Here is a 24,023-nt window from a genome sequence, read left to right as displayed (position 1 = left end):
GGGGGCTTGCGGTATTATCTCCGGTTATCCACAAGCCGCCGGAATACGTCAGGGCGGCCAACCCTGCAAAGCGCTGCAGCAGCCCTTGGCCGAAAGGGGCGATGCAACGCGGCGGCGGATGGCGGCGCGAAACACGCGGTGTCGTGGGTCACGTTTGGATTCCCGCGACTGCGGCTATTCTGGCCCGACTCGATTTCGGGCCCTGCCCGCAGAGCTACTGCCGCCACCGCGCCCCTCATTCATGCTGCCCTGTGCTGTCGAGCCCTCCATGCGCCGCGTCTGCGCGCGTGGGCGGGCGGCCCGGACGCTGGCAGCTTCGCTTCACTGATCCCACATGTTCGCACCGCTGCGTCGTTACTTCTCGACCGACCTCGCCATCGACCTGGGCACCGCCAACACGCTCATCTACGTGCGCGGCAAGGGCATCGTGCTCGACGAGCCCTCGGTCGTCTCGATCCGCCATGAGGGCGGCCCGAGCGGCAAGAAGACCATTCAGGCCGTCGGCAAGGAAGCCAAGGCCATGCTGGGCAAGGTGCCCGGCAACATCGAGGCCATCCGCCCGATGAAGGACGGCGTGATCGCCGACTTCACCGTCACCGAGCAGATGCTCAAGCAGTTCATCAAGATGGTCCACCCGGCCTCGCTGCTCAAGCCGAGCCCGAGGATCATCATCTGCGTGCCCTGCGGCTCGACCCAGGTCGAGCGGCGCGCGATCCGCGAGTCGGCCCTGGGCGCCGGCGCGAGTGAGGTCTACCTGATCGAAGAGCCTATGGCCGCCGCCATAGGCGCCGGCCTGCCGGTGAGCGAGGCCTCCGGCTCCATGGTGGTCGACATCGGCGGCGGCACCACCGAGGTGGGCGTGATCTCGCTGGGCGGCATGGTCTACAAGGGCTCCGTGCGGGTCGGCGGCGACAAGTTCGACGAGGCCATCATCAACTACATCCGCCGCAACTACGGCATGCTGATCGGCGAGCCCACCGCCGAGGCCATCAAGAAGAGCATCGGCTCGGCCTTCCCCGGCAGCGAGGTGAAGGAGATGGAGGTCAAGGGCCGCAACCTGTCCGAAGGCGTGCCGCGCAGCTTCACCATCTCTTCCAACGAGATCCTGGAAGCCCTGACCGACCCGCTCAACCAGATCGTCTCGTCGGTCAAGAACGCGCTCGAGCAGACCCCGCCGGAGCTGGGCGCCGACATCGCCGAGCGCGGCATGATGCTGACGGGCGGCGGCGCGCTGCTGCGCGACCTGGATCGCCTGCTGGCCGAGGAGACCGGCCTGCCGGTGCTGGTGGCCGAGGACCCGCTGACCTGCGTGGTCCGCGGCTGCGGAATGGCCCTGGAGCGCATGGAGCGCCTCGGAAGCATCTTCACCTCCGAATAAGGCTTTCCGGGCCGCCGGCCCGCCAGGCGACGCCATGCCCCACGGCACGCTCGACCGCTCACCACCACCGTTCTTCCGCCAGGGCCTGCCGGCGCGGACGAAGCTCGTGCTGTTCTCTGCACTGGCGATCTTCCTCATGGCCGCGGACGGCCGCCTGGCGCTGATCAAGCCACTGCGCGCTGCCGCGGCCACGGCGTTGCTGCCGGTGGTTCGCGTATTGAGCATCCCCGTGCAGGGCTGGAACGACGCCGGCGACTACCTCGGCGGGCTGAAGACGGCGCTGGCCCACGAGAACGAGATGCGCCAGCTCCTGGCCGCGCAGGCCGAGCGCTCTTCCCGCGTCGAGCAGCTCGCGCAGGAGAACGCCAAGCTGCGCGCGCTGCTCGAGCTGCGGCCGGCCATCAGCGTCAAGAGCCTGGCTGCGGAGATCCTCTACGAGGCACCGGACCCGTTCTCGCACAAGGTCTTCCTCGACCGCGGCAGCCAGAACGGCGTCGCCGCCGGCGCCCCGGTGGTCAATGAATCCGGCGTGCTCGGCCAGGTCACACGCGTCTACCCGTACTCGGCCGAGGTCACGCTGCTGGTCGACAAGGACGCCGCCATCCCGGTCGTCAACAGCCGCACCCAGCACCGCAGCGCGGCCTTCGGCAGCGGCGACGGCCACACGCTGGAGCTGCGCTTCGTGGCCAGCAACGACGACGTGCAGTCGGGCGACGTGCTCACCACCAGCGGGGGCGATGGCGTCTACCCGCCGGGCCTGGCGGTGGCCAAGGTGGCCGCGGTCAACCGCAGCGCGGACTCCTCCTTCGCCCGCATCCAGCTGGCGCCCACCGCCGTGCCCGACGGCGTGCGCCACGTGCTGGTGCTGGAGCCGGTGGGCCTGCAGATGCCGCCGCGGCCGGAGCCTTCGCCGGAGCCCGACAACAGCGCCCGCAACCGCCGCGGAGGCAAGCGATGAGAGGCGTGATCATGCCGCGCGGCTCCGACCAGCTGCTGCTGCCGGTCAACCCGCTGTTCGTGTGGTTCACGTTGCTGCTGGCCTTCGCGGTCAACCTGGTGCCTGTCGGCCGCGTGGCGGCCATGCCGGACCTGATGGCCCTCACGCTGGTGTTCTGGAACGTGCACCAGCCGCGCCGCGTCGGCATCGGCTGGGCCTTCCTTTTCGGCCTGCTGATCGACGTGCACCAGGGGGCGCTGCTGGGCCAGCATGCCCTGGCCTACACGGTGCTCAGCTACCTCGCGATCATGATCCACCGGCGCCTGCTGTGGTTTCGCATCCTCGAGCAGATGCTGCACGTGCTGCCCCTGTTCTTCGCCGCCCACGCCGCCTCGCTGGTCGTGCGGCTGATCGTGGGCGACAGCTTCCCGGGCTGGAGCCTGTTCATCGCGCCGCTGGTCGAGACCGCCTTGTGGCCGGTCGCCGCGGCCCTGCTGCTGGCACCTCAGCGCCGGCCGCCCGACCCCGACAAGAACCGCCCGTTGTGACGAGGCAGTCGTGACGGAACTCAAGGACCTGGGGCGCGAGCTGGACCGATTCCGGCTGCGCATCCTCGCGGCGGGCCTGTTCGTGCTGATCGGCTTCGGCCTGCTCACGGCCCGCCTGGTCTACCTGCAGGTCATCCGCCACGAAGACCTGGCCAGCCAGGCCGAGGCCAACCGCACGGCCATCGTCCCCATCGTGCCCAACCGCGGCCGCATCATGGACAGGCACGGGGTGGTGCTGGCCAACAACTACACCGCCTACACGCTGGAGATCACCCCGGCCAAGGTCGACGACCTCGAGGCCACCATCAACGGCCTGGCCGAGCTGGTGGACATCCGCCCCAGCGACCGCCGTCGCTTCAAGCGCCAGCTGGAGGACAGCAAGAGCTTCGAGTCGCTGCCCATCCGCAACCGGCTGACCGACACCGAGATGGCGCGCTTCGTCGCCCAGCGCTTCCGTTTCCCGGGCGTCGAGATCAAGGCCCGGCTGTTCCGCAACTACCCGCTGGGCGACACCGCAAGCCACCTGCTGGGCTACATCGGCCGCATCAACCAGACCGAGAAGCAGGCGATGGAGGACTGGGACGAGGACACCCTGGCCAACTACCGCGGCACCGAGTACATCGGCAAGCTGGGGCTGGAGCAGGCCTACGAGAGCGAGCTGCACGGCCGAACGGGCGTGGAGCAGGTCGAGACCTCGGCCGGCGGCCGCGCAGTTCGGCGGCTCGACAGCCGGCCCTCGACCCCCGGCAACACGCTGATCCTGTCGATCGACATCAAGCTGCAGGCGCTCGTCGAGCAGCTGTTCGGCGAACGCCGCGGTGCCCTGGTGGCCATAGACCCGCGCAACGGCGAGGTGCTGGCCTTCGTCTCCAAGCCGACCTTCGACCCCAACCTGTTCGTCGACGGCATCGACGTGGACAACTGGCGCGACCTGAACGAGAACATCGACAAGCCGCTGCTCAATCGCGCGTTGCGCGGCACCTACCCGCCGGGCTCCACCTTCAAGCCCTTCATGGCGATGGCGGCGCTGAACTCCGGCAAGCGCGACGCACACACCGTCATTCAGGACAACCTCACCTACAGCTTCGGCGGCCGCACCTTCGGCAGCCCAGAGACCGATCGCGCCGGCCCCAAGGACATGCGCGCGGCCATCGTCACCTCGAGCAACGTCTACTTCTACAGCCTGGCCAACGAGATGGGCGTGGACCTGATCCACGACCAGCTCGAGCCCTTCGGCCTCGGCCGCCGCACCGGCATCGACATGGAAGGCGAGGTGACCGGCGACCTGCCCTCCACCGAATGGAAGCGGCACCGGTTCAAGAAGCCGGAGCAGCAGAAGTGGTACGCCGGCGAGACGATCTCGCTCGGCATCGGCCAGGGCTACAACAACTTCACCATGCTGCAGATGGCCACGGCCGTGGCCACCCTGGCCTCGGGCGGCCAGCGCTTCAAGCCGCGGCTGGTGCACGAGATCGAGGACATGGTCGGCGGCGGCAAGCGGGAGATCTCGTCCGCGGCGCTGCCGGCGATCGGCCTGAGGCCATCGGACGTGGCGGTGATCCGCGACGCGATGAACGGCGTGACGATCGCCGGCACTTCGGCCAAGGTCTTCGCCGGCGCCGGCTACCAGAGCGGCGGCAAGACCGGCACCGCCCAGGCCGTGGGGGCCCGCGCCAACGAGAAGTACAGCGCGGCCCGGGTCGCCGAGCACCTGCGCGACCATTCGCTCTACATCGCCTTCGCGCCGTTGGACCAGCCCAAGGTGGCCCTGGCGGTGATCGTCGAGAACGCCGGCTGGGGCTCGGGCGCCGCCGCGCCCATCGCCCGCCGTGTGCTCGACTACCTGCTGATGGACCAGTACCCGAGCGAGGAAGACATCGCCCTGGTGCGCGAGGGCAAGGGCATCGCCCCGATCGGCACGCCGCGCAAGCCGGCCGACATCCCCCTGCCGGCCGGGCCGGGCAGCTCGATCGCCATGGGCCTGGTGGCCGCGCCGGATCCGGCAGCCGGTGCCGCGAGTGCGGCAGCGTCGGCACCCGCGCCTGCTGCGTCCGCCGCGCGGCGCGCTCCCGCCTCCGCCCCCGCATCGGCCGTCAAGCCGGCGTCGGGCACCTGGGCCGGCGCCGGCGTCACGGCGGCTTCGGGAGCACGACGATGAGCGTCGTCATCGAACGCCCGCCGTTGTGGAGCCGCATCAAGCCGGTCTTCTCCGGCTTCGACCTCCCGCTGCTGCTCGCCCTGACGCTGCTCGGTGGCCTGGGCCTGATGACGATGTACTCGGCCGGCTTCGACCACGGCACGCGCTTCGTCGACCATGGCCGCAACATGCTGCTGGCGCTGGGGGTGCTGTTCCTGGTGGCGCAGGTGCCGCCGCAGCGGCTCATGCGCATCGCCGTGCCCTTGTACGTGGTCGGCGTGGCGCTGCTCGTCGCCACCGCGCTGTTCGGCATCACCAAGAAGGGCGCGACGCGCTGGCTCAACATCGGCATGGTGATCCAGCCCTCCGAGCTGATGAAGCTGGCCATGCCGCTGATGCTGGCATGGTGGTTCCAGAAGCGCGAGGGCCAGCTGCGCACGCTCGATTTCGCCGTCGCCGGCGCGCTGCTGCTCGTGCCCGTGGGCCTGGTGGTCAAGCAGCCCGACCTGGGCACTGCGATCCTGATCCTGTCGGGTGGGCTGTACGTCATCTACTTCGCGGGCCTGAGCTGGCGGCTCATCCTGCCGGTGCTCGTCGCAGGCGTGCTCGCCATCGGTGCCGTGGTGCTTTCGGCCGATCGCATCTGCCAGGACGACGTGAAGTGGCCGCTGCTGCGCGACTACCAGAAGCACCGCGTCTGCACCCTGCTGGATCCGACCACCGACCCGCTCGGCAAGGGTTTCCACATCATCCAGGGCATGATCGCCATCGGCTCCGGCGGCCCCACCGGCAAGGGCTTCATGAAGGGCACCCAGACGCACCTGGAGTTCATCCCCGAGCGGACCACCGACTTCGTCTTCGCGGCCTACGCGGAGGAGTTCGGCCTGGTCGGCACGCTCTCCCTCATTGCCTGCTTCGGCTTCGTGCTGGTGCGCGGGCTGCTCATCGCCGCGGAGGCGCCCACCGTCTTCACCCGCCTGTTGGGCGGGGCGCTGACCTTGAGCGTCTTCACCTACGCCATGGTCAACATGGGCATGGTCAGCGGCATCCTGCCCGTGGTCGGCATCCCGCTGCCGTTCATCTCCTACGGCGGCACGGCGATGGTCACGCTGGGCCTGGCGCTGGGCATGCTGATGTCGATTGCCAAGAGCCGGCGGCTGATGCAGAGCTGAAGATCATTCAGCCCCTACGCCGCCTTCGGCGTCGGTCCCCCGAGGGGATCAGTCGCCTAGGGGCGGCCCGTCGGCGACTGAATGAGCCCCTACGCCGCCTTTGGCGTCGGTCCCCCGAGGGGATCAGTCGCCTAGGGGCGGCCCGTCGGCGACTGAGGCCGATTCAACCCGCCGCCGGCGAGGCGGCTGTCGCGACTTCAGGCGTTGCGACCGGCAAGGGAAAGCGCACGGTGAACACCGTGCCCGGCCCGCCGCCCGGTGCCGAAGAGGCCGCCGGGCGCGCGTTGTCGATGGTCACCGTGGCACGGTGCTTCTCGGCGATCTCGCGCACGATGGCCAGGCCCAGGCCGCTGCCGTCCACGTTCGTCCCCAGCGCGCGGTAGAAGGGCTGGAAGACCAGCTCGCGCTCCGCCTCCGGGATGCCGGGGCCGTTGTCCTCGACCTGCAGCACCAGCACCTGGCCGAAGGGATCGGGCGTGATGCGCACCGTGACCGTGCCGCCCTCCGGCGTGTACTGCAAGGCGTTGTCGACGAGGTTGCGGATCATCTCCCGCACGAGCAGGGGCTGGCCGTGCAGGCGCGGCACGCTGTCGGCATCGCCGTCCGGGCCCTCGTAACCCAGGTCGATGCGCTTCTCGAAGGCCTTCGGCAGAAAGTCCTGCACCGTGTCGGTGGCCAGCCGCAGGAGGCTGAAGTCCTGCGTGCGGCGGGCCTGCTCCTCGTCCTCCGCCCGTGCCATGGCCAGCAGCTGGTTGACCATGTGTGCGGCGCGCTGGCTCGAGCGGGCGATCTGCTGCAGGGAGCGCTTGACGGACTGCGCGTCCCCGCCGCCCGCGTCGATCTCCCTTTGCGCCAGCTCGGCCTGGGTGCGCAGGCCGGCCAGCGGCGTCTTGAGCTGGTGCGCGGCGTCGGCCAGGAAGTGCTTCTGCGTGGCCATCGACTGGTCCAGCCGCATCAGCAGGTCGTTGATGGCACGCACCAGGGGCGCGACCTCCTCCGGCACGTCATGCTGGTCGATCGGGCTGAGGTCGTGGCTCTGCCGGCGCTGGATGCGCTGCTGAAGCTGGTTCAAAGGGGCGATGCCTCGCGCCAGCGCGAACCACACCAGCAGCACCGCCACCGGCAGGATGACGTACTGCGGCAGCAGCACGCCCTTGATGATCTCGGTGGTCAGGCGGCTGCGCTTTTCCAGCGTCTCGCCGACCTGCACCAGGCCGATGCGCACCGGGTCGTCCGTGGCTGGCTCGACCTTCAGGCTGGCCACCCGCACCGGCTCGTTCTGGATCGTCTCGTCGCGAAACTGCACCTCGCCCACGGGGACGGGCGCCGCCGGGTCGGCGTCCGGCGCGGGCAGTTCGCGGTCGCCGGCGAGCACCTCGCCCTTCTCGTCAAGCACCTGGAAGTACACCCGGTCGACATCGTCGCTGCGCAGCAGGGCCGCCGCCGGCTCGGGCAGGGTGAGCACCGCCTCGCCGCTGCGCGGAGAGGCCACCACCAGCTGGCGCGCGATCATGCGTGTCAGCTGCGCCAGGTCGCGGTCATAAGGCCTGGCGGCGATGTTCTGCGCCACCAGCCAGGTCAATGCCGCGCTCATCGGCCACAGCAGAAGCAGCGGCACGAGCATCCAGTCCAGGATCTCGCCGAAAAGGGAACGCTGCTCGCGCGCGGTGGCCTTGCTCACGGCTTCAGCATAGCCGCGCAGCTGACGTCAGCCTTGTGGGATCAGCCCTGGATCTTTTCCAGGCAGTAGCCCAGGCCGCGCACGGTGGCGATCCGGATCGGGCCCTGCTCGATCTTCTTGCGCAGCCGGTGGATGTAGACCTCGATCGCGTTGTTGCTGACCTCTTCGCCCCACTCGCACAGGCGGGCGACGAGCTGGTCCTTGCTGACCAGGCGGCCGGCGCGCTGCAGGAGCACCTCGAGCAGGCTGATCTCCCGGGCCGACAGCTCGATCATCTGGTCGTTGATGTAGGCCACGCGGCCGGTGGCGTCGAAGCTCAGGGGGCCGTGCTTGATGATGCTCGAGGCGGTGCCCAGGCCGCGGCGGGTGAGGGCGCGCACGCGGGCCTCCAGCTCCTGCAGCGAGAAGGGCTTGGCCATGTAGTCGTCGGCGCCGAGGTCCAGGCCCTTGACACGCTGCTCGACCGAATCGGCGGCCGTCAGGATGAGCACCGGCATGCTGGAGCCGCGCGCCCGCAGCTTGCGCAACACCTCCAGCCCGTGCAGCTTGGGCAGGCCCAGGTCCAGGATCACCAGGTCGAATTCGTGCGAGGCCAGGGCCGCGTCGGCTTCGCTCCCGGTGCCGACCTGGTCGACCGCATAGCCCGCGCCACGCAGCGAGCGCAGCAGGCCGTCGGCCAGGACCTGGTCATCTTCTGCAATCAGGATGCGCATCGGCCTTGTCTCCTGGGCCGGTTCTTCATGACCAGCCCGTGCCCGAATTCTAGGCAGCCAGGCGTGGCCGGCCTTGACATTCGACAAGGCCGAAAAATCCACTGTACGAATATCCAGCTTCTGACATAATCGCCGTTCAATACTGACGACTGACACCGATGGCCAAAAGGAGTCCTGCCGAGATGGACGCACCCGTGAAAAACCTGAACACCGAGAAGTCCAAGGCCCTGGCGGCCGCGCTGGCGCAGATCGAGAAGCAGTTCGGCAAGGGCTCGATCATGCGTCTGGGCGAGGGCGAGGTGATCGAGGACATCGAGGTCGTCTCCACCGGCTCGCTGGGCCTGGACATCGCCCTGGGCGTCGGCGGCCTGCCGCGCGGCCGGGTGGTCGAGATCTACGGCCCCGAATCCTCCGGCAAGACCACGCTCACACTGCAGGTCGTGGCCGAGATGCAGAAGCTCGGCGGCGTCGCCGCCTTCATCGACGCCGAGCACGCGCTGGACATCCAGTACGCCCAAAAGCTCGGCGTCAACCTGCAGGAGCTGCTGATCAGCCAGCCCGACACCGGCGAGCAGGCGCTGGAGATCGTCGATTCCCTGGTGCGCTCCGGCGCGGTCGACCTCATCATCATCGACTCAGTCGCCGCGCTCACGCCCAAGGCCGAACTCGAAGGCGAGATGGGCGACAGCCTGCCGGGGCTGCAGGCCCGCTTGATGAGCCAGGCGCTGCGCAAGCTCACCGCCACCATCAAGAAGTCCAACTGCATGGTGATCTTCATCAACCAGATCCGGATGAAGATCGGCGTGATGTTCGGCAGCCCCGAGACCACCACCGGCGGCAACGCGCTGAAGTTCTACTCCTCCGTCCGGCTCGACATCCGCCGCATCGGCTCGATCAAGAAGGGCGAGGAGATCATCGGCAACGAGACCCGCGTCAAGGTCGTCAAGAACAAGGTCTCGCCGCCGTTCAAGGAAGCCGAGTTCGACATCCTCTACGGTGAGGGCATCAGCCGCGAGGGCGAGATCATCGACCTGGGCGTGACCGCCAAGATCGTCGAGAAGTCCGGCTCCTGGTACGCCTACAACGGCGAGAAGATCGGCCAGGGCAAGGACAATTCGCGCGAGTTCCTGCGCGAGAACCCCGCGCTGGCCCGCGAAATCGAGAACAAGGTGCGCGAGGCCATGGGCGTGCCGCTGCTGGGCGGCGAGGCCGCCGAGTAGGACGGCCCCCGAGCCGACGGCGGCATGAAACGCCCGCCGCTCAGCCTGAAGGGCCAGGCCCTGGCCCTGCTGGCCCGGCGAGAGCACAGCCGGGCCGAACTGCGCAACAAGCTGCTTGCCCACGCTCGCAAGCGCGCACAGGCGGCGGCTGAAGAGGTTGCCCGAGTGGCCGCCCTGGGGCCGCGCGACCCTTGGGACCGGCCCGAGCTGGCGCATCCTGATCCCGCCGGCGAACCCGTCGTCCCAAGCGTCATCTTCGACGCCGACGCGGCGACCGAAGACATCGATCGCCTGCTCGACGAGCTCGAGGCCGCCCGCCACCTGAGCGACGCTCGCTTCGCCGAAAGCCGCGTCAACGCCCGTGCAAAGCGCCAGGGCACGTCGCGCATCCGGCAGGAGCTGGCGCGCCACGGCGTCGAGCTGGATGCCGAGACGGCCCGCCAACTGCGTGAAACGGAGATGGAGCGAGCGCGGGCCGTCTGGCAGCGCAAGTACGGCGGCACTCCCCCATCCGATCCGGCCGAACGCGCCCGCCAGATGCGCTTCCTCGCCGCGCGCGGTTTCGCGGCCGAGGTGGTGCGCCGCGTGGTGGGCGGCCGCGATGATGACTGATTGACCGCGGTCATCGTCGTTCCTCGCGGGCACCACGTATGCTGCGTTGCAACACGCGTGCTACAGTGAAATGTTGTCCCGGCGCTCGTCCGAATCTCGCGGCGCACGCGGCTCAGCACGCCTGCCGTCCCCATGCCGCTGCCTTCCGCCGACCCCCAGCGCCAACTCAAGCACCAGCGTTCGATCCAGGTTCAGGCCTACGCCCGAGCCGACGGGCTCTGGGAGATCGACGCCTTCGTGCGAGACACCAAGACCCGGCCGACCCATAGCGCCGGCCGCGAGCGCCCGGCCGGCGAGCCCATCCACGACCTGCACCTGCGAATCGTCGTCGACACGGCCTTCAACATCCTTCAGTCCGGCGCCGAATCGGTCGCCATGCCTTATCCCGGCCATTGCGACGAGCATGGCGACCGCTACGCCGCTCTGGCGGGCCTGAACCTGATGCAGGGCTTCAAGCGCGCGGTACGCGAGCGCCTGGGTGGCGTGCAGGGATGCACCCACCTGAGCGAGCTGGCCGACGTGTTGCCGACGGCCGTCGTCCAGGCTTTCGCCGGCGACGTGCTCAAGGTCCACCCCGACAGCGATACCAAGCCCTTCCAGCTCGACCGCTGCCACGCGCTCGCCTCCGACGGCGAAGCTGTACGTCTGCACTATCCCCGTTGGTACCGTCGTCAGCCTGGCGCTACCAATCTGTCCGACAATCCGGCGCCGGCCGCGGTCCCGCCGCCCGCCGGCGGCTGACCGCCGGCGCCCTTCGGCCGCCGTTCGTTTTCGTCCCGCAATCACGACTAGCCCCCCATGAAGATCCACGAATACCAAGGCAAGGAACTCCTGCGCCAGTTCGACGTGCCGGTGCCGCGCGGCTACCCGGCGTTCACCGTGCAGGAGGCCACCGAGGCCGCTCAGAAGCTGGGTGGCAAAGTGTGGGTCGTCAAGGCACAGATCCACGCCGGCGGCCGGGGCAAGGGCGGTGGCGTCAAGCTGGCCAAGTCGATGGACGAGGTGAAGGCGCTGGCCGGCCAGATCCTGGGCATGCAGCTGAAGACGCACCAGACCGGTCCCGAGGGCCAGAAGGTGCGTCGCCTGTACATCGAGGAAGGCGCGGACATCCAGAAGGAGTTCTACGTCTCGCTGGTCACCGACCGCGCCTCCCAGAAGGTCGCCCTGATCTGCTCGAGCGAAGGCGGCATGGACATCGAGGAGGTCGCCCACAGCACCCCCGAGAAGATCATCACCGAGCTGGTCGACCCGCTGGTCGGCCTGACGGACGCGCAGGTGAAGAAGGTGGCCGAGGCCGTCGGCATGAGCGGCAACACGGTGGACCAGGCCGTCACGCTGTTCAAGAACCTGTACCGCTGCTACATGGAGACGGACGCCTCGCTGGTCGAGATCAACCCGCTCAACCGCGACAGCAAGGGCAACCTGATCGCTCTCGACGCGAAGTTCAACTTCGACTCGAACGCGCTGTTCCGCCACCCCGAGATCGTGGCCTACCGCGACCTCGATGAAGAAGACGCGGCCGAGATCGAAGCCAGCAAGTTCGACCTGGCCTACATCTCGCTGGACGGCAACATCGGCTGCCTCGTCAACGGCGCAGGCCTGGCGATGGCCACGATGGACACCATCAAGCTGTTCGGCGGCGAGCCGGCCAACTTCCTCGACGTGGGCGGCGGCGCCACCGCCGAGAAGGTCACCGAGGCCTTCAAGATCATGCTGAAGAACCCGGACGTCAAGGGCATCCTGGTCAACATCTTCGGCGGCATCATGAAGTGCGACACCATCGCCGACGGCGTGATCGCAGCCTGCAAGGCGGTGAACCTGTCGGTGCCGCTGGTGGTGCGCATGAAGGGCACCAACGAAGACCTGGGCAAGAAGATGCTGGCCGACTCGGGCCTGCCCATCATCAGCGCAGACACGATGGCCGAAGCGGCGACCAAGATCGTTGCGGCGGTGAAGTAAGCCCAGGAGCACAGAACATGTCCATCTACATCAACAAAGACACCAAGGTCATCACCCAGGGCATCACGGGCAAGACCGGGCAGTTCCACACCCGCGGCTGCCGCGACTACGCCAACGGCAAGAACTGCTTCGTCGCCGGCGTGAACCCCAAGAAGGCCGGCGAGGATTTCGAAGGCATTCCGATCTACGCCAGCGTCAAGGAAGCCGCCGGCCAGACCGGCGCCACCGTCAGCGTGATCTACGTGCCGCCCGCCGGCGCCGCCGCGGCGATCTGGGAAGCCGTCGAAGCCGACCTCGACCTGGCGATCTGCATCACCGAAGGCATCCCCGTGCGGGACATGCTCGAAGTGCGCAACAAGATGAAGGCCAAGGAGGCCGCAGGCGGCAAGCGCACGCTGCTGCTGGGCCCGAACTGCCCCGGCCTCATCACGCCGGACGAGATCAAGATCGGCATCATGCCGGGCCACATCCATCGGAAGGGCCGCATCGGCGTGGTCTCGCGCTCGGGCACGCTGACCTATGAAGCGGTGGCGCAGCTGACCGAGATCGGCCTGGGCCAATCCTCGGCGGTCGGCATCGGCGGCGATCCGATCAACGGGCTGAAGCACATCGACGTGATGAAGGCCTTCAACGACGATCCGGACACCGATGCCGTGATCATGATCGGCGAGATCGGCGGCCCGGACGAAGCCGAAGCCGCGCGCTGGTGCAAGGCCAACATGAAGAAGCCCATCGTCGGCTTCATCGCCGGCGTCACCGCCCCCCCGGGCAAGCGCATGGGCCATGCCGGCGCCCTGATCAGCGGCGGCGCCGACACGGCCGACGCCAAGCTGGCCATCATGGAAGAGTGCGGCTTCACGATCACCCGCAACCCGTCGGAGATGGGCAAGCTGCTCAAGGGTCTGCTCTGATCCGATGGGGGAGTGCGTACTAACACGAACATCTCCCGGCGCGTCTGAATTTACACTTCGGCCCGCGCAACACACCACCAAAGAGGGCTGCGGCCCTCTTTTCGTTTTCCCTCCGCCGCCGCACCAACCACGATGGACCTCACCTCTGCCGCTTTCTGGGCCGCCCTCGGCTCGATCATCTGGGTCAACATCCTGCTGTCGGGGGACAACGCCGTCGTGATCGCGCTGGCAGCGCGTGCCCTGCCGCCGCACCAGCAGAAGAAGGCGATCTTCTTCGGCAGCGCAGCGGCGATCGTGATGCGGATCGTCCTCACGCTGATCGCCGTCGAGATGCTCAAGTGGCCGTGGCTGAAGGTCGTGGGCGGCCTGCTCCTGGTCTACATCGGCGTGTCCCTGCTGCTGGAGGAAACCGAAGGTGACGAGGAGGGTGGCGAATCGGCCAACTCCGGGCTGCTCACCGCCATCCGCACGATCCTGGTGGCTGACCTGGTGATGAGCCTGGACAACGTCCTGGCGGTCGCCGCAGCGGCCAAGGGCGACACGGTACTGCTGGTGCTCGGCCTGGGCATCAGCATCCCGCTGATCATCTTCGGATCGACCTTGCTGCTGAAGGTGATGGAACGCTTCCCCATCATCATCACCGCGGGCGCGGGCCTGCTGGGCTGGTTGGCCGGCGAGATGATCCTGACCGATCCGGCCATCGTCGCCCGGTTCGGCGAATTGCCGCACAGCACCGTCTACATCGGCGCGGGCCTGGGCTCGGCGATCGTGGTGGCGGTGGGCCTGTTCCTGAAGAAACGCCAGCACTCACGGCAGCCGGCCTGAGCGCCGGCCAGCCGCCGGCCCGCCAGCATCGGGCCGCGATGCCGTCAGGGGGTGTTGCGCATGCCACATCCCGAAACGTCCCCCGGCACAGCCCCTGTGCTAACGTCAATCGACTTATAACGGGGGGTATCGGGCAATGGGTGGCAACGGTGCCACGTCTTGGAGCCAGGCGCTGCGGCGCCGTTGGCCGTGGCAGCGTCGCGCGCGCGGCTTCGCCGCCGGTGTGACGCTCGGCTCACCCAGCGAGATGCCCGGCGTGCAGATCGGCGGCTACCCCCTGGTGCGCACCTTTGCGCATGGCGCCCTGGGTGAATTGCATCTGGCCAGCGACCCGGACAGCGGCGCCCCCCTCGCCATCAAGACGGTCCGCCTGCACGGTGGGGAGCTGACGCGCGAACGTTTCCTGCGCGAGTCTCATGCCGCTGCCAAGCTCCGGCACCCGGCCATCGTCCAGTGCCACGCGACCGGCATCGAAGGCCAGGGCGAGGAGGCGGTGGGCTGGATCGCGATGGAATGGATAGCCGGCAGCGACCTTGCCCGCTACACCTGCACCGCCCGCCTGCTCCCGGAGCCGCTGGTTCTGCAGCTGATGGCGGACGCGGCCGAGGCGCTCTCGCATGCGCACCGCCAAGGCGTCGTGCACCGCGACATCAAACCGGCCAACCTGCTCTTCAATCCGGCGAACGGCAGGCTGAAGGTCGCCGACTTCGGATGCGCTCATCTCACCGATGCAGAACGCAGCCGCAGCGGCGTGCTGGCCGGGACGCCCGTCTACATGGCGCCCGAGCAGCTCGCCGGCGCACCTGTGGACGGCCGCTGCGACCTCTATGCGCTCGGGGTCGTGCTGTTCGAGCTCCTGACCGGCCGCCTGCCCTTCGAGGCGGGCTCGATGGGCGAGCTGCTGCGGGCGATCACCTCGGAGCCGCCGCCTTCGCTGCGGCGGCTGCGACCGGACCTCCCGGTGGCGCTGGACGAATTGCTGGCGCACCTGCTGGCCAAGGCGCCGGGCGACAGGCCGGCGGACGGAAACGCCGTGGCGCGTGAACTGCGTCATGTCGCGGCGGCGCTCGAGCCGACCTTGGTTTCCCCTGGGGCGCCAGCATCGGCGGCGGCAGGCACAATGGACGCGCCTCTTTGCCCTACGCCGCCGACCCTCCCGTGAGCATGCAACTCGAATTCTTCAGCGCACTGGATACCGGCCGTGCGCGGAGCAACAACGAGGATGCCATTCGGGTCGACGAAGACCTCGCCCTGGCCGTGCTGGCCGACGGCATGGGCGGCTACAACGCCGGCGAGGTGGCCAGCGCAATGGCGGTGGATCACGTGTGCGAGGACATCGCGCGCTGGCTGACCGCCGCCCATGAAGGGCCGCGCGACGAGGAGGAGATCCGGCAGGCGATGATGGCCAGCGCCCAGCGGGCCAACCAGGCGGTCTTCGACGCCTCGCAGAACCGGCCGGAATACGCAGGCATGGGGACCACGCTCGTGACAGCGCTGTTCAACGAGGACAGGGTCTGGGTGGGGCACATCGGAGATTCCCGCGCCTATCGCCTGCGCGGCGGCAAGCTCGAGCAGCTCAGCCGCGACCACTCGCTGCTGCAGGAGCAGATCGACGCCGGCCTGCTGACCCCGGAAGAAGCCGCCTACTCGATGAACCGCAACCTGGTGACGCGGGCGGTCGGGGTGGAGCCGGTGGTCGAGCTCGAGGTGGTGGGCCACGAGCTGCGGGCGGGTGACACGGTCATGCTTTGCTCCGACGGTTTATCGGACATGCTGCCCGATGCCGCCATCGCGCAGGTGATGCGCGCAAGCGACAATCTGGAAATGACGGCCCAGGCCCTCATCGCTGCTGCCAATGCGGCAGGCGGCCGGGATAACATCTCGGTGGTCCTGGTACGCGCCAAGGGGGGTGCCGCCCAGACCGGGCGCGCTTGGTGGCCATTCCGCCGCGCCTGAGCGACGGCGGCGCGGAGACAACAGAGGACAGCATGGGCAAGCTCGTCGTATCGCTAGACAACGTCGTCATCAAGGAAGTGCCGATCACGAAGGATCGCACCACCCTCGGTCGACGGCCCTACAACGACATCGTGATCGACAACCTCGCCGTCTCGGGCGAGCACGCCGTGATGCTGGCCGTGGGCAATGACGTCTTCATCGAAGACCTCAACAGCACCAACGGCACCTACATCAACGGCAAGGCGGTCAAGAAGCAGCTGCTGGTGCACAACGACACGGTCGAGATCGGCAAGTACCGCATCAAGTTCGTGGTCGACGAGGTCCCGGACTACGAGAAGACCATGGTCCTGCGCCCGGGCTTCAACCCGGCCGGCCCGGCCACCGTGCCGCCGCCGGTGCAGTCCATGATCCCGGCGTCCATCAAGGTGCTCAACGGCGGAGCGGCCGGACGCGAAGTGCTGCTCACCAAGGCCGTGACGACCGTCGGCAAGCCCGGCGTGCAGGTCGCCTCGATCGCCAAGCGGCCGACGGGCTACGTGCTGTCGCACGTCGAAGGTGTGGCGCACCCCAGCGTCAATGGCGAGCCGGTCGGCGACGGTGTGGTCTCGCTGAAGAACGGCGACATCATCGACCTGGCCGGCACGCAGATGCAGTTCATTCAGGGGTGACTGAGGCCCCACGGCCCCTTGCCAGGGGCCTGCCCCCCGAGGGGGCTCGCGCAGCGGACCGGCTTCAGCCGGATCCGCGCACGCCCTGGGTGGGAGCGGCGCTGCGCGCACTCGGAAGAAGTCGCTGACCTAGCAAGAGGGGCGGAGCGGATCCGCGCATGTCCTGGGTGGGAGCGGCGCTGCGCCCGCTCGGAAGGCGTCGCTGACCTGGTCGGCGGGGCGCAACGGACGGTCTGCTGCCGGATCGGCGCACGCCCTTGATGGTGGGCGGCGTCTGGCGCGGCTTTTCGACCGTGAAGCTGTTCACGGTTGTTCAGTCAGCGGGGCGCGGGCCGCCCGCGCATCCCACGAAACGAGCAATCGGCACCTTGCGCCTGCCGGAGCGTCGCCGCACCATGGCGGCGACACATGAACATCAGAATTCTCGGCTGCTCGGGTTCGATCGCCCGCGACTGCCGCACGACCAGCTTCCTGCTCGACGACGATGTGCTGATCGACGCCGGCACCGGCGTGGGCGATCTGACCCTCGACGAGCTGGCCCGCATCGACCACATCCTGCTGAGCCACTCGCACCTGGACCATGTGCTCGGTGTGCCCCTGCTGGCCGACAGCGTGATGCGTCGGCGTAACGGTCGCGGCCCCATCCAGGTCCACGCGCTGCCGGAGACCTTGCAGGTCCTGCGCCAGCACCTGTTCAACGACCAGCTCTGGCCGGATTTCACGCGCCTTCCCACGGCCGTGCGGCCGGTGCTGCAACTCAAGCCGCTGGCCGTCGGCGAGCGCCTGACGCTGGGCGCCCAGCAACGCCCGATCGATGTCCTGCCCGCATCGCACGCGGTGCCTGCCTGCGGCTACGCCGTGCAGGCGCCGAGTGGCCGAGTCTGGGTGTACACGGGCGACACCGGGCCTAACCCGGCCTTGTGGGAGGCTCTGCGGGGCCGCGACATCGGCCAGCTGGTCATCGAAGTTGCCTTTGCCGAAGCCGACCGCGCCGTGGCGGCCGACAGCCGCCACCACTGCCCTTCCACACTCGCGGGCGAACTGGGCCACGTCGCCGCGGGCGTCGAGGTGCTGCTGACCCACATCAAGCCCGGCGAGTTGGAGACGATCCGGTCGGAACTGGCCGAGCGCCTGCCGACGCTCGCCTTCGAGGCCCTTCGCGCCGGCCAAACCTTGCGCCTGGACTGACAATTTTCGTCACCCGCTCCCGGCGGGTCGACGAAATTGGGCGCTGAACACCGACCAGTTTGGTCCGCGCCAGTGAAGAGTTCACACCGCAGACCCTTCGCAAAGCTGGCACGGGATTCGCAATTAGGGGGACAAGGGTGGCGGATTGACCACCCTCCTCGTGACCCTCTCCCCCGCTGACCCAAGGAGTTCCTCTATGAAGCGCGTTCAACAAGGTTTCACCCTCATCGAACTGATGATCGTCGTGGCGATCATCGGCATCCTGGCCGCGGTTGCGCTGCCGGCTTACCAGGACTACACGGTCCGCTCCAAGGTGGCTGAAGCCATGGTCCAGATGTCCGCGGCCAAGGAAGCGGTCGCCGAGACGGCCGCTTCGCTGGACGGTGGCCTCGCCGCTGTGACGCAGACCAACTCGGGCTACAACTTCGCGGGCACGAAGTACGTCACGTCGATCGCCATCGCCGACGGCGGCAAGATCACGGTCACCACCCGCTCGACGGGTGCCGCCGTTGACCCGGTGTTCGAGCTGACCCCGACCGCTGGCAATACCCCGAACGACCCGCTGCAGTGGACGTGCACCCTGACGACCGGCGAGCCGAAGCACGCTCCGGCCTCCTGCCGTCCGAGCTGATCCTCGGTACAGAGTTGCCAAGAATGGGGCCTTCGGGCCCCATTTTTCATTTGCTCGCCCCATGTCCTCCCTGCGCCTGCCTGCGTTGCCCAACGAGTTGCCGCTGCTCGCCTACGTGGCCAGCATGCCGTCTCTGGCGTTGGGGTTCTATTCCCTCAGCAACCATGATGCGACTCGCATCGTCCAGGTGGCAGTCCTGCTCGTGACGGCATTGGCCGCGATGGCCGTGTCGATCGCCAACCCTGCGCGTGCGCAGTGGCGACTCTCACCCGCCCACTTCCTCGCCGGCCTGTTGGCGCTGGCCAGCATCGCGATGTCGCCCGTGCCGGCGATGGCCTGGCGCGAGACGGCGTTGATGCTGGGCCTCGCAGGCACCGCCTGGGTCGTCGCCGGACGCTTGAGCGTCACTTCGCTGGCACCGGCCCGGCAGGCCGCCTTGCTCGGCAGTTGCCTCTATGCCTTCGTGCTGGCGATGCTGATGCTGGCACCCCTGGTCCACCGGTCACCGATGGACTGGTCCAGCCTGGCGGTCGGCTACGACAACTACCGCTTCTTCAATCACGTCCAGACGGTGGCCCTGCCGCTGCTGGCCATCGTGGCGCTGCAGCCTGCTGCCGAACGCTCCGGCCGCTGGATGCGCGCGGCCGCGTGGTTCTCCATGGTCGTCTACTGGATCTTCGTCTTCTGCAGCGGTGCGCGCGGCACGGCCCTCGGCATCGCCGCCGCCATGATCGCTGCCTGCCTGGTCTCGGGTTGGCGCGCCACCGCGGCGCTGCAACGGGCGCTGATCGCTTCGGCTCTCGTCGGCGCGGCCGCGTACGCGCTCGTCTTCGTGCTGCTCCCCGCGACCGGTCTGCTGCCGGTCGGCGCATCCGCCGAGCGCTCGATGCCGTCGCTGGCTTCCGACAGCTCGCGCCTGCTGCTGTGGCACATCGCCTGGGACGACATCCTGGCGTCACCCTGGCTCGGCATCGGGCCCATGCACTACGCTCACTTCCCGAATCCCAAGGCCGCGCATCCGCACAACGTCTACCTGCAGGTCGCCGCCGAGTGGGGCCTTCCGGTCCTGGTGGCGCTTCTTGCGCTCGCCTGTCGCGTGCTTTGGCGCCTCGGCCGCGCCGTTCGTGAAGCCGCGACCGATGCGCGCAACGAGGGGGCCGGACTGCTCGTGGCCTGTCTCGCGTTCCTGGCCGACGGCTTCGTCTCGGGCAACTTCGTGATGCCTGTTTCCCAGATGTGGATCGTGCTGTGCATCGCCTGGGCCATGGCGTGGCATCGCATGCAAAGCGCGGCCGGCTCGGCCAGGCCGCGAGGTTCAGCCGTCTGGCCGCGCGCAGCAACGACAGTCTTGCTGGCCTCGCAGGTCTGGCTCGTGGCCGAGGCGTGGCCGGAGGCGAGGGACATGGCAGCATATTTCGCTCACGTCCCTCGCGAGGTCGCTCCGAACAGTCGGACCAGCCCCCGCTTCTGGTCCGACGGCTGGTTCTGAGCAAACGCTGGAACAATGGCGACCTTTCGTCGCCTCGACCTGCCCATGCGCTCCCTCGTGGTCTTCGCCCTCGCCCTGCTCGGCCCCACGCTGCTGGCGTACAACCTGTCGCCCTCGGCCACGCTCCTGAACCAGCTGCTGGCCGTGGCCGGTTGGGGCGTCGTGCTCGCGGCCATCGGTGGGCGGCAGACGGGTAGCGCGGGCCTCGTTCGCATCGTGCCGCTGGCCGCGGCGCTCGGGCTGTATGCGGTCGGCGTGGTGGTCTCGGCACAGGTCAGCCTGCCGATGCCCCTGGCCCTTTCAGCCATCGCCTGCCTCGCGGCGGCAGCCGCAGTCGCGGCCCATGGCGCAGCGCGCGGCCTGGATGCCTCCGACACCGCCGAAGCCTTCCACGCGGCCATGCTGGCCGCCGGCCTGGCCAGCGTGGTCATCGGCCTGATCCAGGTCTTCGCCCCCGGCTGGGCTGACGGGAACCTCATCGCGCGCTCCGGATTTCCCGGCCGCGCCGTGGGCAACGTGCGGCAGCCGAACCACCTGAGCAGCCTGCTGATGTGGGCGCTGGTCGCTTGGGTGCCGCTGGCGCAGCTGGGGCGTGTTGGCGGCTGGCGTTTCGGCCGCCTGCCGGCCCTGGTGCTGGCGGCCTTGCTGGTGTGGGCCGACGTGCTGACCGCGTCGCGCACCGGCGTGGTCGGGGTGCTGCTGCTGGCGCTCTGGGGCTTGTTCGACAGGCGGCTCGCACGCTGGATCCGCATCTCCCTGGGCCTGGCGCCCGTCGCCTATCTCGCCTTCTGGCTGCTGATGGCGGGCTGGGCCCATTGGACCGGCCAGACCTTCGGCGGCGAGGAGCGCTTGTCGCAGAGCGACATCTCCTCTTCACGCTGGGGCATCTGGGCCAACACGCTGGACCTGATCCGGATGCATCCGCTGATGGGTGTCGGCTTCGGCGAGTTCAACTTCGCCTGGACGCTGACCCCGTTCCCCGGCCGGCCGGTGGCCTTCTTCGATCACACGCACAACCTGCCCCTGCAGTTGTGGGTCGAACTCGGCCTGCCTCTGGGCACGCTGGTGCTCGGGCTGCTGCTGTGGGCCCTGGCCCAGGCCGGTGCCCGCGCCTGGCGCGTGGAGGGCGAGGCGGGCCCGGGCTCGCGTGCGGCCTTCGTGATGGTGCTGATGATCGGCGTGCACAGCCTGTTCGAGTACCCGCTCTGGTACGCCTACTTTCTGCTGCCCACCGCCTGGGCCTGGGGCTATGCGATGGGCGAGCCGCAAAGCGGGTTCCCGCTCGACTCGACCTTCGAGCAGATCCTGCGGCGTGCCGGCCGCAGCGTGGTGTGGCCCATCGCCGGCGCCCTCATGGTCGCCGGCAGCCTGTTCGCGCTGTGGGACTACTGGAAAGTGGTGGTCATCTACGCGCCGGGCGAAGGCGCCGGCCCGCTCAACGAGCGCATAGAGCGCGGCCAGGGGAGCGTGTTCTTCTCGCACCATGCCGACTACGCCGCGGCCACCACCACCGAGCCGCCGTCGATGGCCATGGCCGCGTTCAACGTCACGACGCATTCCCTGCTGGACACGAGATTGGTGATGGCCTGGGCCGATGCGCTGGACGAGTCCGGTCACCGCGACAAGGCGAGCTACCTGGCCCAACGCCTGCGCGAGTTCCGGAACCCGGCCTCGGCGGAGTTCTTCGAGGCCTGCAACGACCCGTCCCGTGCGCCAGAGGCGCCGTTGCCCTACCAATGCGATCCGGCCCCGAAAGGCCTGACCTGGCAGGACTTCCGCCCGAGCGGCCAATAGCCCGAGTGGCGCCGCGCCGGGAAGGGCGCGGCGCACAATCCTGCACCGGCCCACCGGCCACCGTCTTGATCGAGGTTCACACCATGAACGCCCCCGACAAACTGCCCTCGCTGGATTCCGCCGCCCTCGGCCGCTTCGTCGACGAAGCCTGGCGCGAGCGCATCGTGCCGCAGCTGACCGACTACATCGCGGTGCCTGCCAAGAGCCCGCTGTTCGACCCCGACTGGCAAGCCCACGGCCTGATCGACCGGGTCGTGCGCGACGCGGCAACCTGGGTCGAGGGCCGCAAGGTGCCCGGGCTGACGCTGGAGGTCATTCGCGCCGAGGGCCGCACGCCCGTCATCTTCTTCGAGGTCGAATCCACCCGGCCGGGCAGCACGCAGACAGCGCTGATGTACGGCCACCTCGACAAGCAACCCGAGTTCAACGGCTGGCGCTCCGACCTGGGCCCGTGGACGCCCAAGATCGAGGACGGCAAGCTCTATGGGCGCGGCGGCGCCGACGACGGCTACGCGGTCTACGCGGCTGTCAGCGCGATCGAGGCCCTGAAGGCCCAGAACATCCCGCATCCGCGAATCATCGGCCTGATCGAAAGCTGCGAGGAATCCGGCTCCTTCGACCTGCCGTTCTACCTCGACAAGCTGAAGGACCGGCTGGGTGACGTGAGCCTGGTCGTCTGCCTGGACTCCGGCGCCGGCAACTACGACCAGCTCTGGCTCACCAGCAGCCTGCGGGGCAACATCACCGGCACGCTCAAGGTCGAGATCCTCAGCGAGGGCATCCACTCGGGAGATGCCAGCGGCCTGGTGCCGTCGAGCTTCCGCATCCTGCGCCAGGTGCTGGACAGGCTGGAGGACGCCAAGACCGGCAACCTGCTGCCCTCGGTCTTCCACTGCGAGATCCCGGCCGATCGCATCGCGCAGGCCCGTGCCACCGCCGCCATCCTGGGCGACGAGGTCTGGAAGCGCTACCCCTGGGCCTGCGGCGCCGACGGCGGCGCGGCACTGCCCACCACCACCGACCCGGTCGAGGCGCTGCTGAACCGCACCTGGCGGCCGACGCTGTCCATCACCGGCGTTGACGGCATCCCGCCCCTGTCGAACGCCGGCAACGTGCTGCGCCCCTACACCGCGTTCAAGCTGAGCCTGCGCCTGCCGCCGCTGGTGCCTGGCCACGAGGCCGCCGTGGCGTTGAAGACGCTGCTCGAGGACAACGCGCCCTACAACGCCAAGGTCACCTTCGAGCCGGACGGCCGCGCGAACGACTGGGGTGCCACCGGCTGGAACTCCCCCACGACCAGCGCCTGGCTGGAAGGCGCGCTCGATGCCGCCTCGCGGACCCATTTCGGCGCGCCGCTCGGCTACATCGGCCAGGGCGGGACGATCCCGCTCATGAATCTGCTGCAGCAAGGATTCCCCCGGGCGCAGATGATGGTCTGCGGCGTTCTCGGTCCGAAAAGCAACGCCCACGGGCCGAACGAATTCCTGCATCTGGGCTACGGCGAGCGGCTCACGGCGGCCGTCGCAGAGGTGATGGCCGCTCATCCGTGACGGATGCCGCGGCTGCGCCGTCCACTCCACGGTTTTGTGGGTGGCAAACGCGGCTCTCAGGCCTACATTGACGGCTCGGGATACCAGAGGGTAGGGAACGAAGAAAGGGCGGGGAGCATCGGCTCCCCGCCCTTTGCTTCTTTCGGCCCCTGGCAGGCGCCAGGGTGAAATCTGATCAGCGTTGCGCGTAGTTCGTCGAGTACGGCTGGCGCAGCGTCGGGCCGACGCGCTGGTAGGTCTCGGTGTCGAACGGGTTCAGCTCGCCCTTGGCGCGGGCCGCCAGGAACTCGCCACGCACCTCGTCGCGCGTCTTGCCGCCGTCGGCCACGGCCGTCTTGGCCGCGTCGCGCCCCTTGAACAGGGCGACGAAACCTTCGCCGGCACCGGCGATCTCGGCCTGGCGCCAGGCTTCCGGCCGGAAGCTGGAAATGTTCTTGGCATCGCGCTCGGCGAGGTACTGGTCACGCACGGCTTCGCGGGTCAGGCCGTCGGCCGATTGCGCGGCCGGCAGTTGCAGGATCGCTTCGCTGTCGAAGACGTTGCGCAGCGGCGACTGGGCGAAGGCGCCGGCGGCGGCGGTCAGGGCGATGGCGGCGATGGCGAATTGGGCTTGCTTGGCAAACATGATGGTTTCCTTTCAGGGTCTGGGTCAGA

22 protein-coding genes are annotated in these 24,023 nt (G+C 68.7%); 19 read left to right on the top strand and 3 right to left on the bottom strand.

Going from position 1 to position 24,023, the window contains the following annotated elements:
• Nucleotides 1-334: 334 nt before the first annotated feature.
• From ACS5PM_RS10765 to rodA, 5 genes are read left to right on the top strand one after another with little or no spacing between them, the layout of a single operon-like run.
• A complete protein-coding gene (locus ACS5PM_RS10765) occupies nucleotides 335-1,378 on the top strand; it encodes a rod shape-determining protein (protein ID WP_439387610.1) in 1,044 nt (347 codons plus the stop codon).
• Between the two features lie 34 nt (nucleotides 1,379-1,412).
• On the top strand, nucleotides 1,413-2,336 hold the full coding sequence (gene mreC / locus ACS5PM_RS10760; protein WP_439387609.1) for a rod shape-determining protein MreC: 924 nt from the start codon (nucleotides 1,413-1,415) through the stop codon (nucleotides 2,334-2,336).
• Nucleotides 2,333-2,863, top strand: a complete 531-nt coding sequence (gene mreD / locus ACS5PM_RS10755) for a rod shape-determining protein MreD (protein WP_439387608.1) — start codon at nucleotides 2,333-2,335, stop codon at nucleotides 2,861-2,863. Before mreC ends, mreD begins: the two co-directional genes overlap by 4 nt.
• A 10-nt stretch (nucleotides 2,864-2,873) precedes the next feature.
• Nucleotides 2,874-5,021, top strand: coding sequence for a penicillin-binding protein 2 (mrdA, locus tag ACS5PM_RS10750; RefSeq protein ID WP_439387607.1), 2,148 nt, complete (start codon nucleotides 2,874-2,876; stop codon nucleotides 5,019-5,021).
• Entirely contained in the window at nucleotides 5,018-6,172 is a 1,155-nt protein-coding gene (gene rodA, locus ACS5PM_RS10745) for a rod shape-determining protein RodA (protein WP_439387606.1), read from the top strand. The genes mrdA and rodA overlap by 4 nt, the downstream gene beginning before the upstream one ends.
• A 163-nt stretch (nucleotides 6,173-6,335) precedes the next feature.
• Here rodA and ACS5PM_RS10740 read toward each other — a convergent pair whose 3' ends face one another.
• Entirely contained in the window at nucleotides 6,336-7,796 is a 1,461-nt protein-coding gene (locus tag ACS5PM_RS10740) for a sensor histidine kinase (RefSeq protein WP_439387777.1), read from the bottom strand.
• Nucleotides 7,797-7,894: 98 nt separating this feature from the next.
• On the bottom strand, nucleotides 7,895-8,566 hold the full coding sequence (locus ACS5PM_RS10735; RefSeq protein WP_439387605.1) for a response regulator: 672 nt from the start codon (nucleotides 8,564-8,566) through the stop codon (nucleotides 7,895-7,897).
• A gap of 182 nt (nucleotides 8,567-8,748) precedes the next feature.
• Here ACS5PM_RS10735 and recA point away from each other — a divergent pair, with 182 nt between their 5' ends.
• The 14 genes from recA (at nucleotide 8,749) to ACS5PM_RS10665 (ending at nucleotide 23,369) form a co-directional block, all read left to right on the top strand.
• Entirely contained in the window at nucleotides 8,749-9,786 is a 1,038-nt protein-coding gene (gene recA, locus ACS5PM_RS10730; RefSeq protein WP_439387604.1) for a recombinase RecA, read from the top strand.
• A gap of 24 nt (nucleotides 9,787-9,810) precedes the next feature.
• Nucleotides 9,811-10,398, top strand: coding sequence for a regulatory protein RecX (locus ACS5PM_RS10725; protein ID WP_439387603.1), 588 nt, complete (start codon nucleotides 9,811-9,813; stop codon nucleotides 10,396-10,398).
• Between the two features lie 132 nt (nucleotides 10,399-10,530).
• Nucleotides 10,531-11,139 carry a DUF2889 domain-containing protein gene (locus ACS5PM_RS10720; protein ID WP_439387602.1) on the top strand — a complete coding sequence of 203 codons (609 nt, stop codon included), beginning with the start codon at nucleotides 10,531-10,533 and terminating at the stop codon, nucleotides 11,137-11,139.
• Nucleotides 11,140-11,196: 57 nt separating this feature from the next.
• Nucleotides 11,197-12,357, top strand: coding sequence for an ADP-forming succinate--CoA ligase subunit beta (gene sucC, locus ACS5PM_RS10715; RefSeq protein ID WP_439387601.1), 1,161 nt, complete (start codon nucleotides 11,197-11,199; stop codon nucleotides 12,355-12,357).
• Between the two features lie 17 nt (nucleotides 12,358-12,374).
• Nucleotides 12,375-13,268 (top strand): succinate--CoA ligase subunit alpha, encoded by an 894-nt coding sequence (gene sucD, locus ACS5PM_RS10710; protein WP_439387600.1) that lies wholly within the window; start codon nucleotides 12,375-12,377, stop codon nucleotides 13,266-13,268.
• A gap of 132 nt (nucleotides 13,269-13,400) precedes the next feature.
• The gene (locus ACS5PM_RS10705) at nucleotides 13,401-14,093 is read left to right on the top strand and encodes a TerC family protein (RefSeq protein WP_439387599.1); all 693 of its coding nucleotides are present in this window, start codon (nucleotides 13,401-13,403) and stop codon (nucleotides 14,091-14,093) included.
• Between the two features lie 136 nt (nucleotides 14,094-14,229).
• Nucleotides 14,230-15,255: a serine/threonine-protein kinase gene (locus ACS5PM_RS10700; protein WP_439387598.1), complete on the top strand. Its 1,026-nt coding sequence runs from the start codon at nucleotides 14,230-14,232 to the stop codon at nucleotides 15,253-15,255.
• A gap of 2 nt (nucleotides 15,256-15,257) precedes the next feature.
• Complete coding sequence (locus ACS5PM_RS10695) at nucleotides 15,258-16,049, top strand: Stp1/IreP family PP2C-type Ser/Thr phosphatase (RefSeq protein ID WP_439387776.1); 792 nt, start codon at nucleotides 15,258-15,260, stop codon at nucleotides 16,047-16,049.
• A gap of 32 nt (nucleotides 16,050-16,081) precedes the next feature.
• The gene (locus tag ACS5PM_RS10690) at nucleotides 16,082-16,717 is read left to right on the top strand and encodes an FHA domain-containing protein (RefSeq protein ID WP_439387597.1); all 636 of its coding nucleotides are present in this window, start codon (nucleotides 16,082-16,084) and stop codon (nucleotides 16,715-16,717) included.
• A gap of 408 nt (nucleotides 16,718-17,125) precedes the next feature.
• Nucleotides 17,126-17,905 carry an MBL fold metallo-hydrolase gene (locus ACS5PM_RS10685; protein WP_439387596.1) on the top strand — a complete coding sequence of 260 codons (780 nt, stop codon included), beginning with the start codon at nucleotides 17,126-17,128 and terminating at the stop codon, nucleotides 17,903-17,905.
• A gap of 145 nt (nucleotides 17,906-18,050) precedes the next feature.
• Nucleotides 18,051-18,536, top strand: a complete 486-nt coding sequence (locus ACS5PM_RS10680) for a pilin (protein WP_439387595.1) — start codon at nucleotides 18,051-18,053, stop codon at nucleotides 18,534-18,536.
• A gap of 61 nt (nucleotides 18,537-18,597) precedes the next feature.
• Nucleotides 18,598-20,025: an O-antigen ligase family protein gene (locus ACS5PM_RS10675; RefSeq protein ID WP_439387594.1), complete on the top strand. Its 1,428-nt coding sequence runs from the start codon at nucleotides 18,598-18,600 to the stop codon at nucleotides 20,023-20,025.
• A gap of 15 nt (nucleotides 20,026-20,040) precedes the next feature.
• Nucleotides 20,041-21,819, top strand: coding sequence for a PglL family O-oligosaccharyltransferase (locus ACS5PM_RS10670; protein WP_439387593.1), 1,779 nt, complete (start codon nucleotides 20,041-20,043; stop codon nucleotides 21,817-21,819).
• A gap of 83 nt (nucleotides 21,820-21,902) precedes the next feature.
• Nucleotides 21,903-23,369: a M20 family metallopeptidase gene (locus tag ACS5PM_RS10665; RefSeq protein WP_439387592.1), complete on the top strand. Its 1,467-nt coding sequence runs from the start codon at nucleotides 21,903-21,905 to the stop codon at nucleotides 23,367-23,369.
• A gap of 175 nt (nucleotides 23,370-23,544) precedes the next feature.
• Here ACS5PM_RS10665 and ACS5PM_RS10660 read toward each other — a convergent pair whose 3' ends face one another.
• On the bottom strand, nucleotides 23,545-23,994 hold the full coding sequence (locus ACS5PM_RS10660; RefSeq protein WP_439387591.1) for an aldehyde dehydrogenase family protein: 450 nt from the start codon (nucleotides 23,992-23,994) through the stop codon (nucleotides 23,545-23,547).
• Nucleotides 23,995-24,023: the final 29 nt, after the last annotated feature.

Origin of the sequence: Ideonella flava (genome assembly GCF_051857595.1) — a bacterium.
In the GTDB taxonomy this organism is placed as follows: Bacteria; Pseudomonadota; Gammaproteobacteria; order Burkholderiales; family Burkholderiaceae_C; genus Ideonella.
The sequence above is the reverse complement of the archived record's forward strand: the minus strand, read 5'-3'. Positions and strand labels throughout refer to the sequence as shown.

Bases quoted from the DNA above. Each gene is read 5' to 3' on its own strand.
- ACS5PM_RS10765 (WP_439387610.1), top strand. From the start codon at position 335: ATGTTCGCACCGCTGCGTCGTTACTTCTCGACCGACCTCGCCATCGAC.
- mreC (WP_439387609.1), top strand. From the start codon at position 1,413: ATGCCCCACGGCACGCTCGACCGCTCACCACCACCGTTCTTCCGCCAG.
- mreD (WP_439387608.1), top strand. From the start codon at position 2,333: ATGAGAGGCGTGATCATGCCGCGCGGCTCCGACCAGCTGCTGCTGCCG.
- rodA (WP_439387606.1), top strand. From the start codon at position 5,018: ATGAGCGTCGTCATCGAACGCCCGCCGTTGTGGAGCCGCATCAAGCCG.
- ACS5PM_RS10740 (WP_439387777.1), bottom strand. From the start codon at position 7,796: ATGCTCGTGCCGCTGCTTCTGCTGTGGCCGATGAGCGCGGCATTGACC.
- ACS5PM_RS10735 (WP_439387605.1), bottom strand. From the start codon at position 8,566: ATGCGCATCCTGATTGCAGAAGATGACCAGGTCCTGGCCGACGGCCTG.
- recA (WP_439387604.1), top strand. From the start codon at position 8,749: ATGGACGCACCCGTGAAAAACCTGAACACCGAGAAGTCCAAGGCCCTG.
- ACS5PM_RS10725 (WP_439387603.1), top strand. From the start codon at position 9,811: ATGAAACGCCCGCCGCTCAGCCTGAAGGGCCAGGCCCTGGCCCTGCTG.
- ACS5PM_RS10720 (WP_439387602.1), top strand. From the start codon at position 10,531: ATGCCGCTGCCTTCCGCCGACCCCCAGCGCCAACTCAAGCACCAGCGT.
- sucC (WP_439387601.1), top strand. From the start codon at position 11,197: ATGAAGATCCACGAATACCAAGGCAAGGAACTCCTGCGCCAGTTCGAC.
- sucD (WP_439387600.1), top strand. From the start codon at position 12,375: ATGTCCATCTACATCAACAAAGACACCAAGGTCATCACCCAGGGCATC.
- ACS5PM_RS10705 (WP_439387599.1), top strand. From the start codon at position 13,401: ATGGACCTCACCTCTGCCGCTTTCTGGGCCGCCCTCGGCTCGATCATC.
- ACS5PM_RS10700 (WP_439387598.1), top strand. From the start codon at position 14,230: ATGGGTGGCAACGGTGCCACGTCTTGGAGCCAGGCGCTGCGGCGCCGT.
- ACS5PM_RS10695 (WP_439387776.1), top strand. From the start codon at position 15,258: ATGCAACTCGAATTCTTCAGCGCACTGGATACCGGCCGTGCGCGGAGC.
- ACS5PM_RS10690 (WP_439387597.1), top strand. From the start codon at position 16,082: ATGGGCAAGCTCGTCGTATCGCTAGACAACGTCGTCATCAAGGAAGTG.
- ACS5PM_RS10685 (WP_439387596.1), top strand. From the start codon at position 17,126: ATGAACATCAGAATTCTCGGCTGCTCGGGTTCGATCGCCCGCGACTGC.
- ACS5PM_RS10675 (WP_439387594.1), top strand. From the start codon at position 18,598: ATGTCCTCCCTGCGCCTGCCTGCGTTGCCCAACGAGTTGCCGCTGCTC.
- ACS5PM_RS10670 (WP_439387593.1), top strand. From the start codon at position 20,041: ATGGCGACCTTTCGTCGCCTCGACCTGCCCATGCGCTCCCTCGTGGTC.
- ACS5PM_RS10665 (WP_439387592.1), top strand. From the start codon at position 21,903: ATGAACGCCCCCGACAAACTGCCCTCGCTGGATTCCGCCGCCCTCGGC.
- ACS5PM_RS10660 (WP_439387591.1), bottom strand. From the start codon at position 23,994: ATGTTTGCCAAGCAAGCCCAATTCGCCATCGCCGCCATCGCCCTGACC.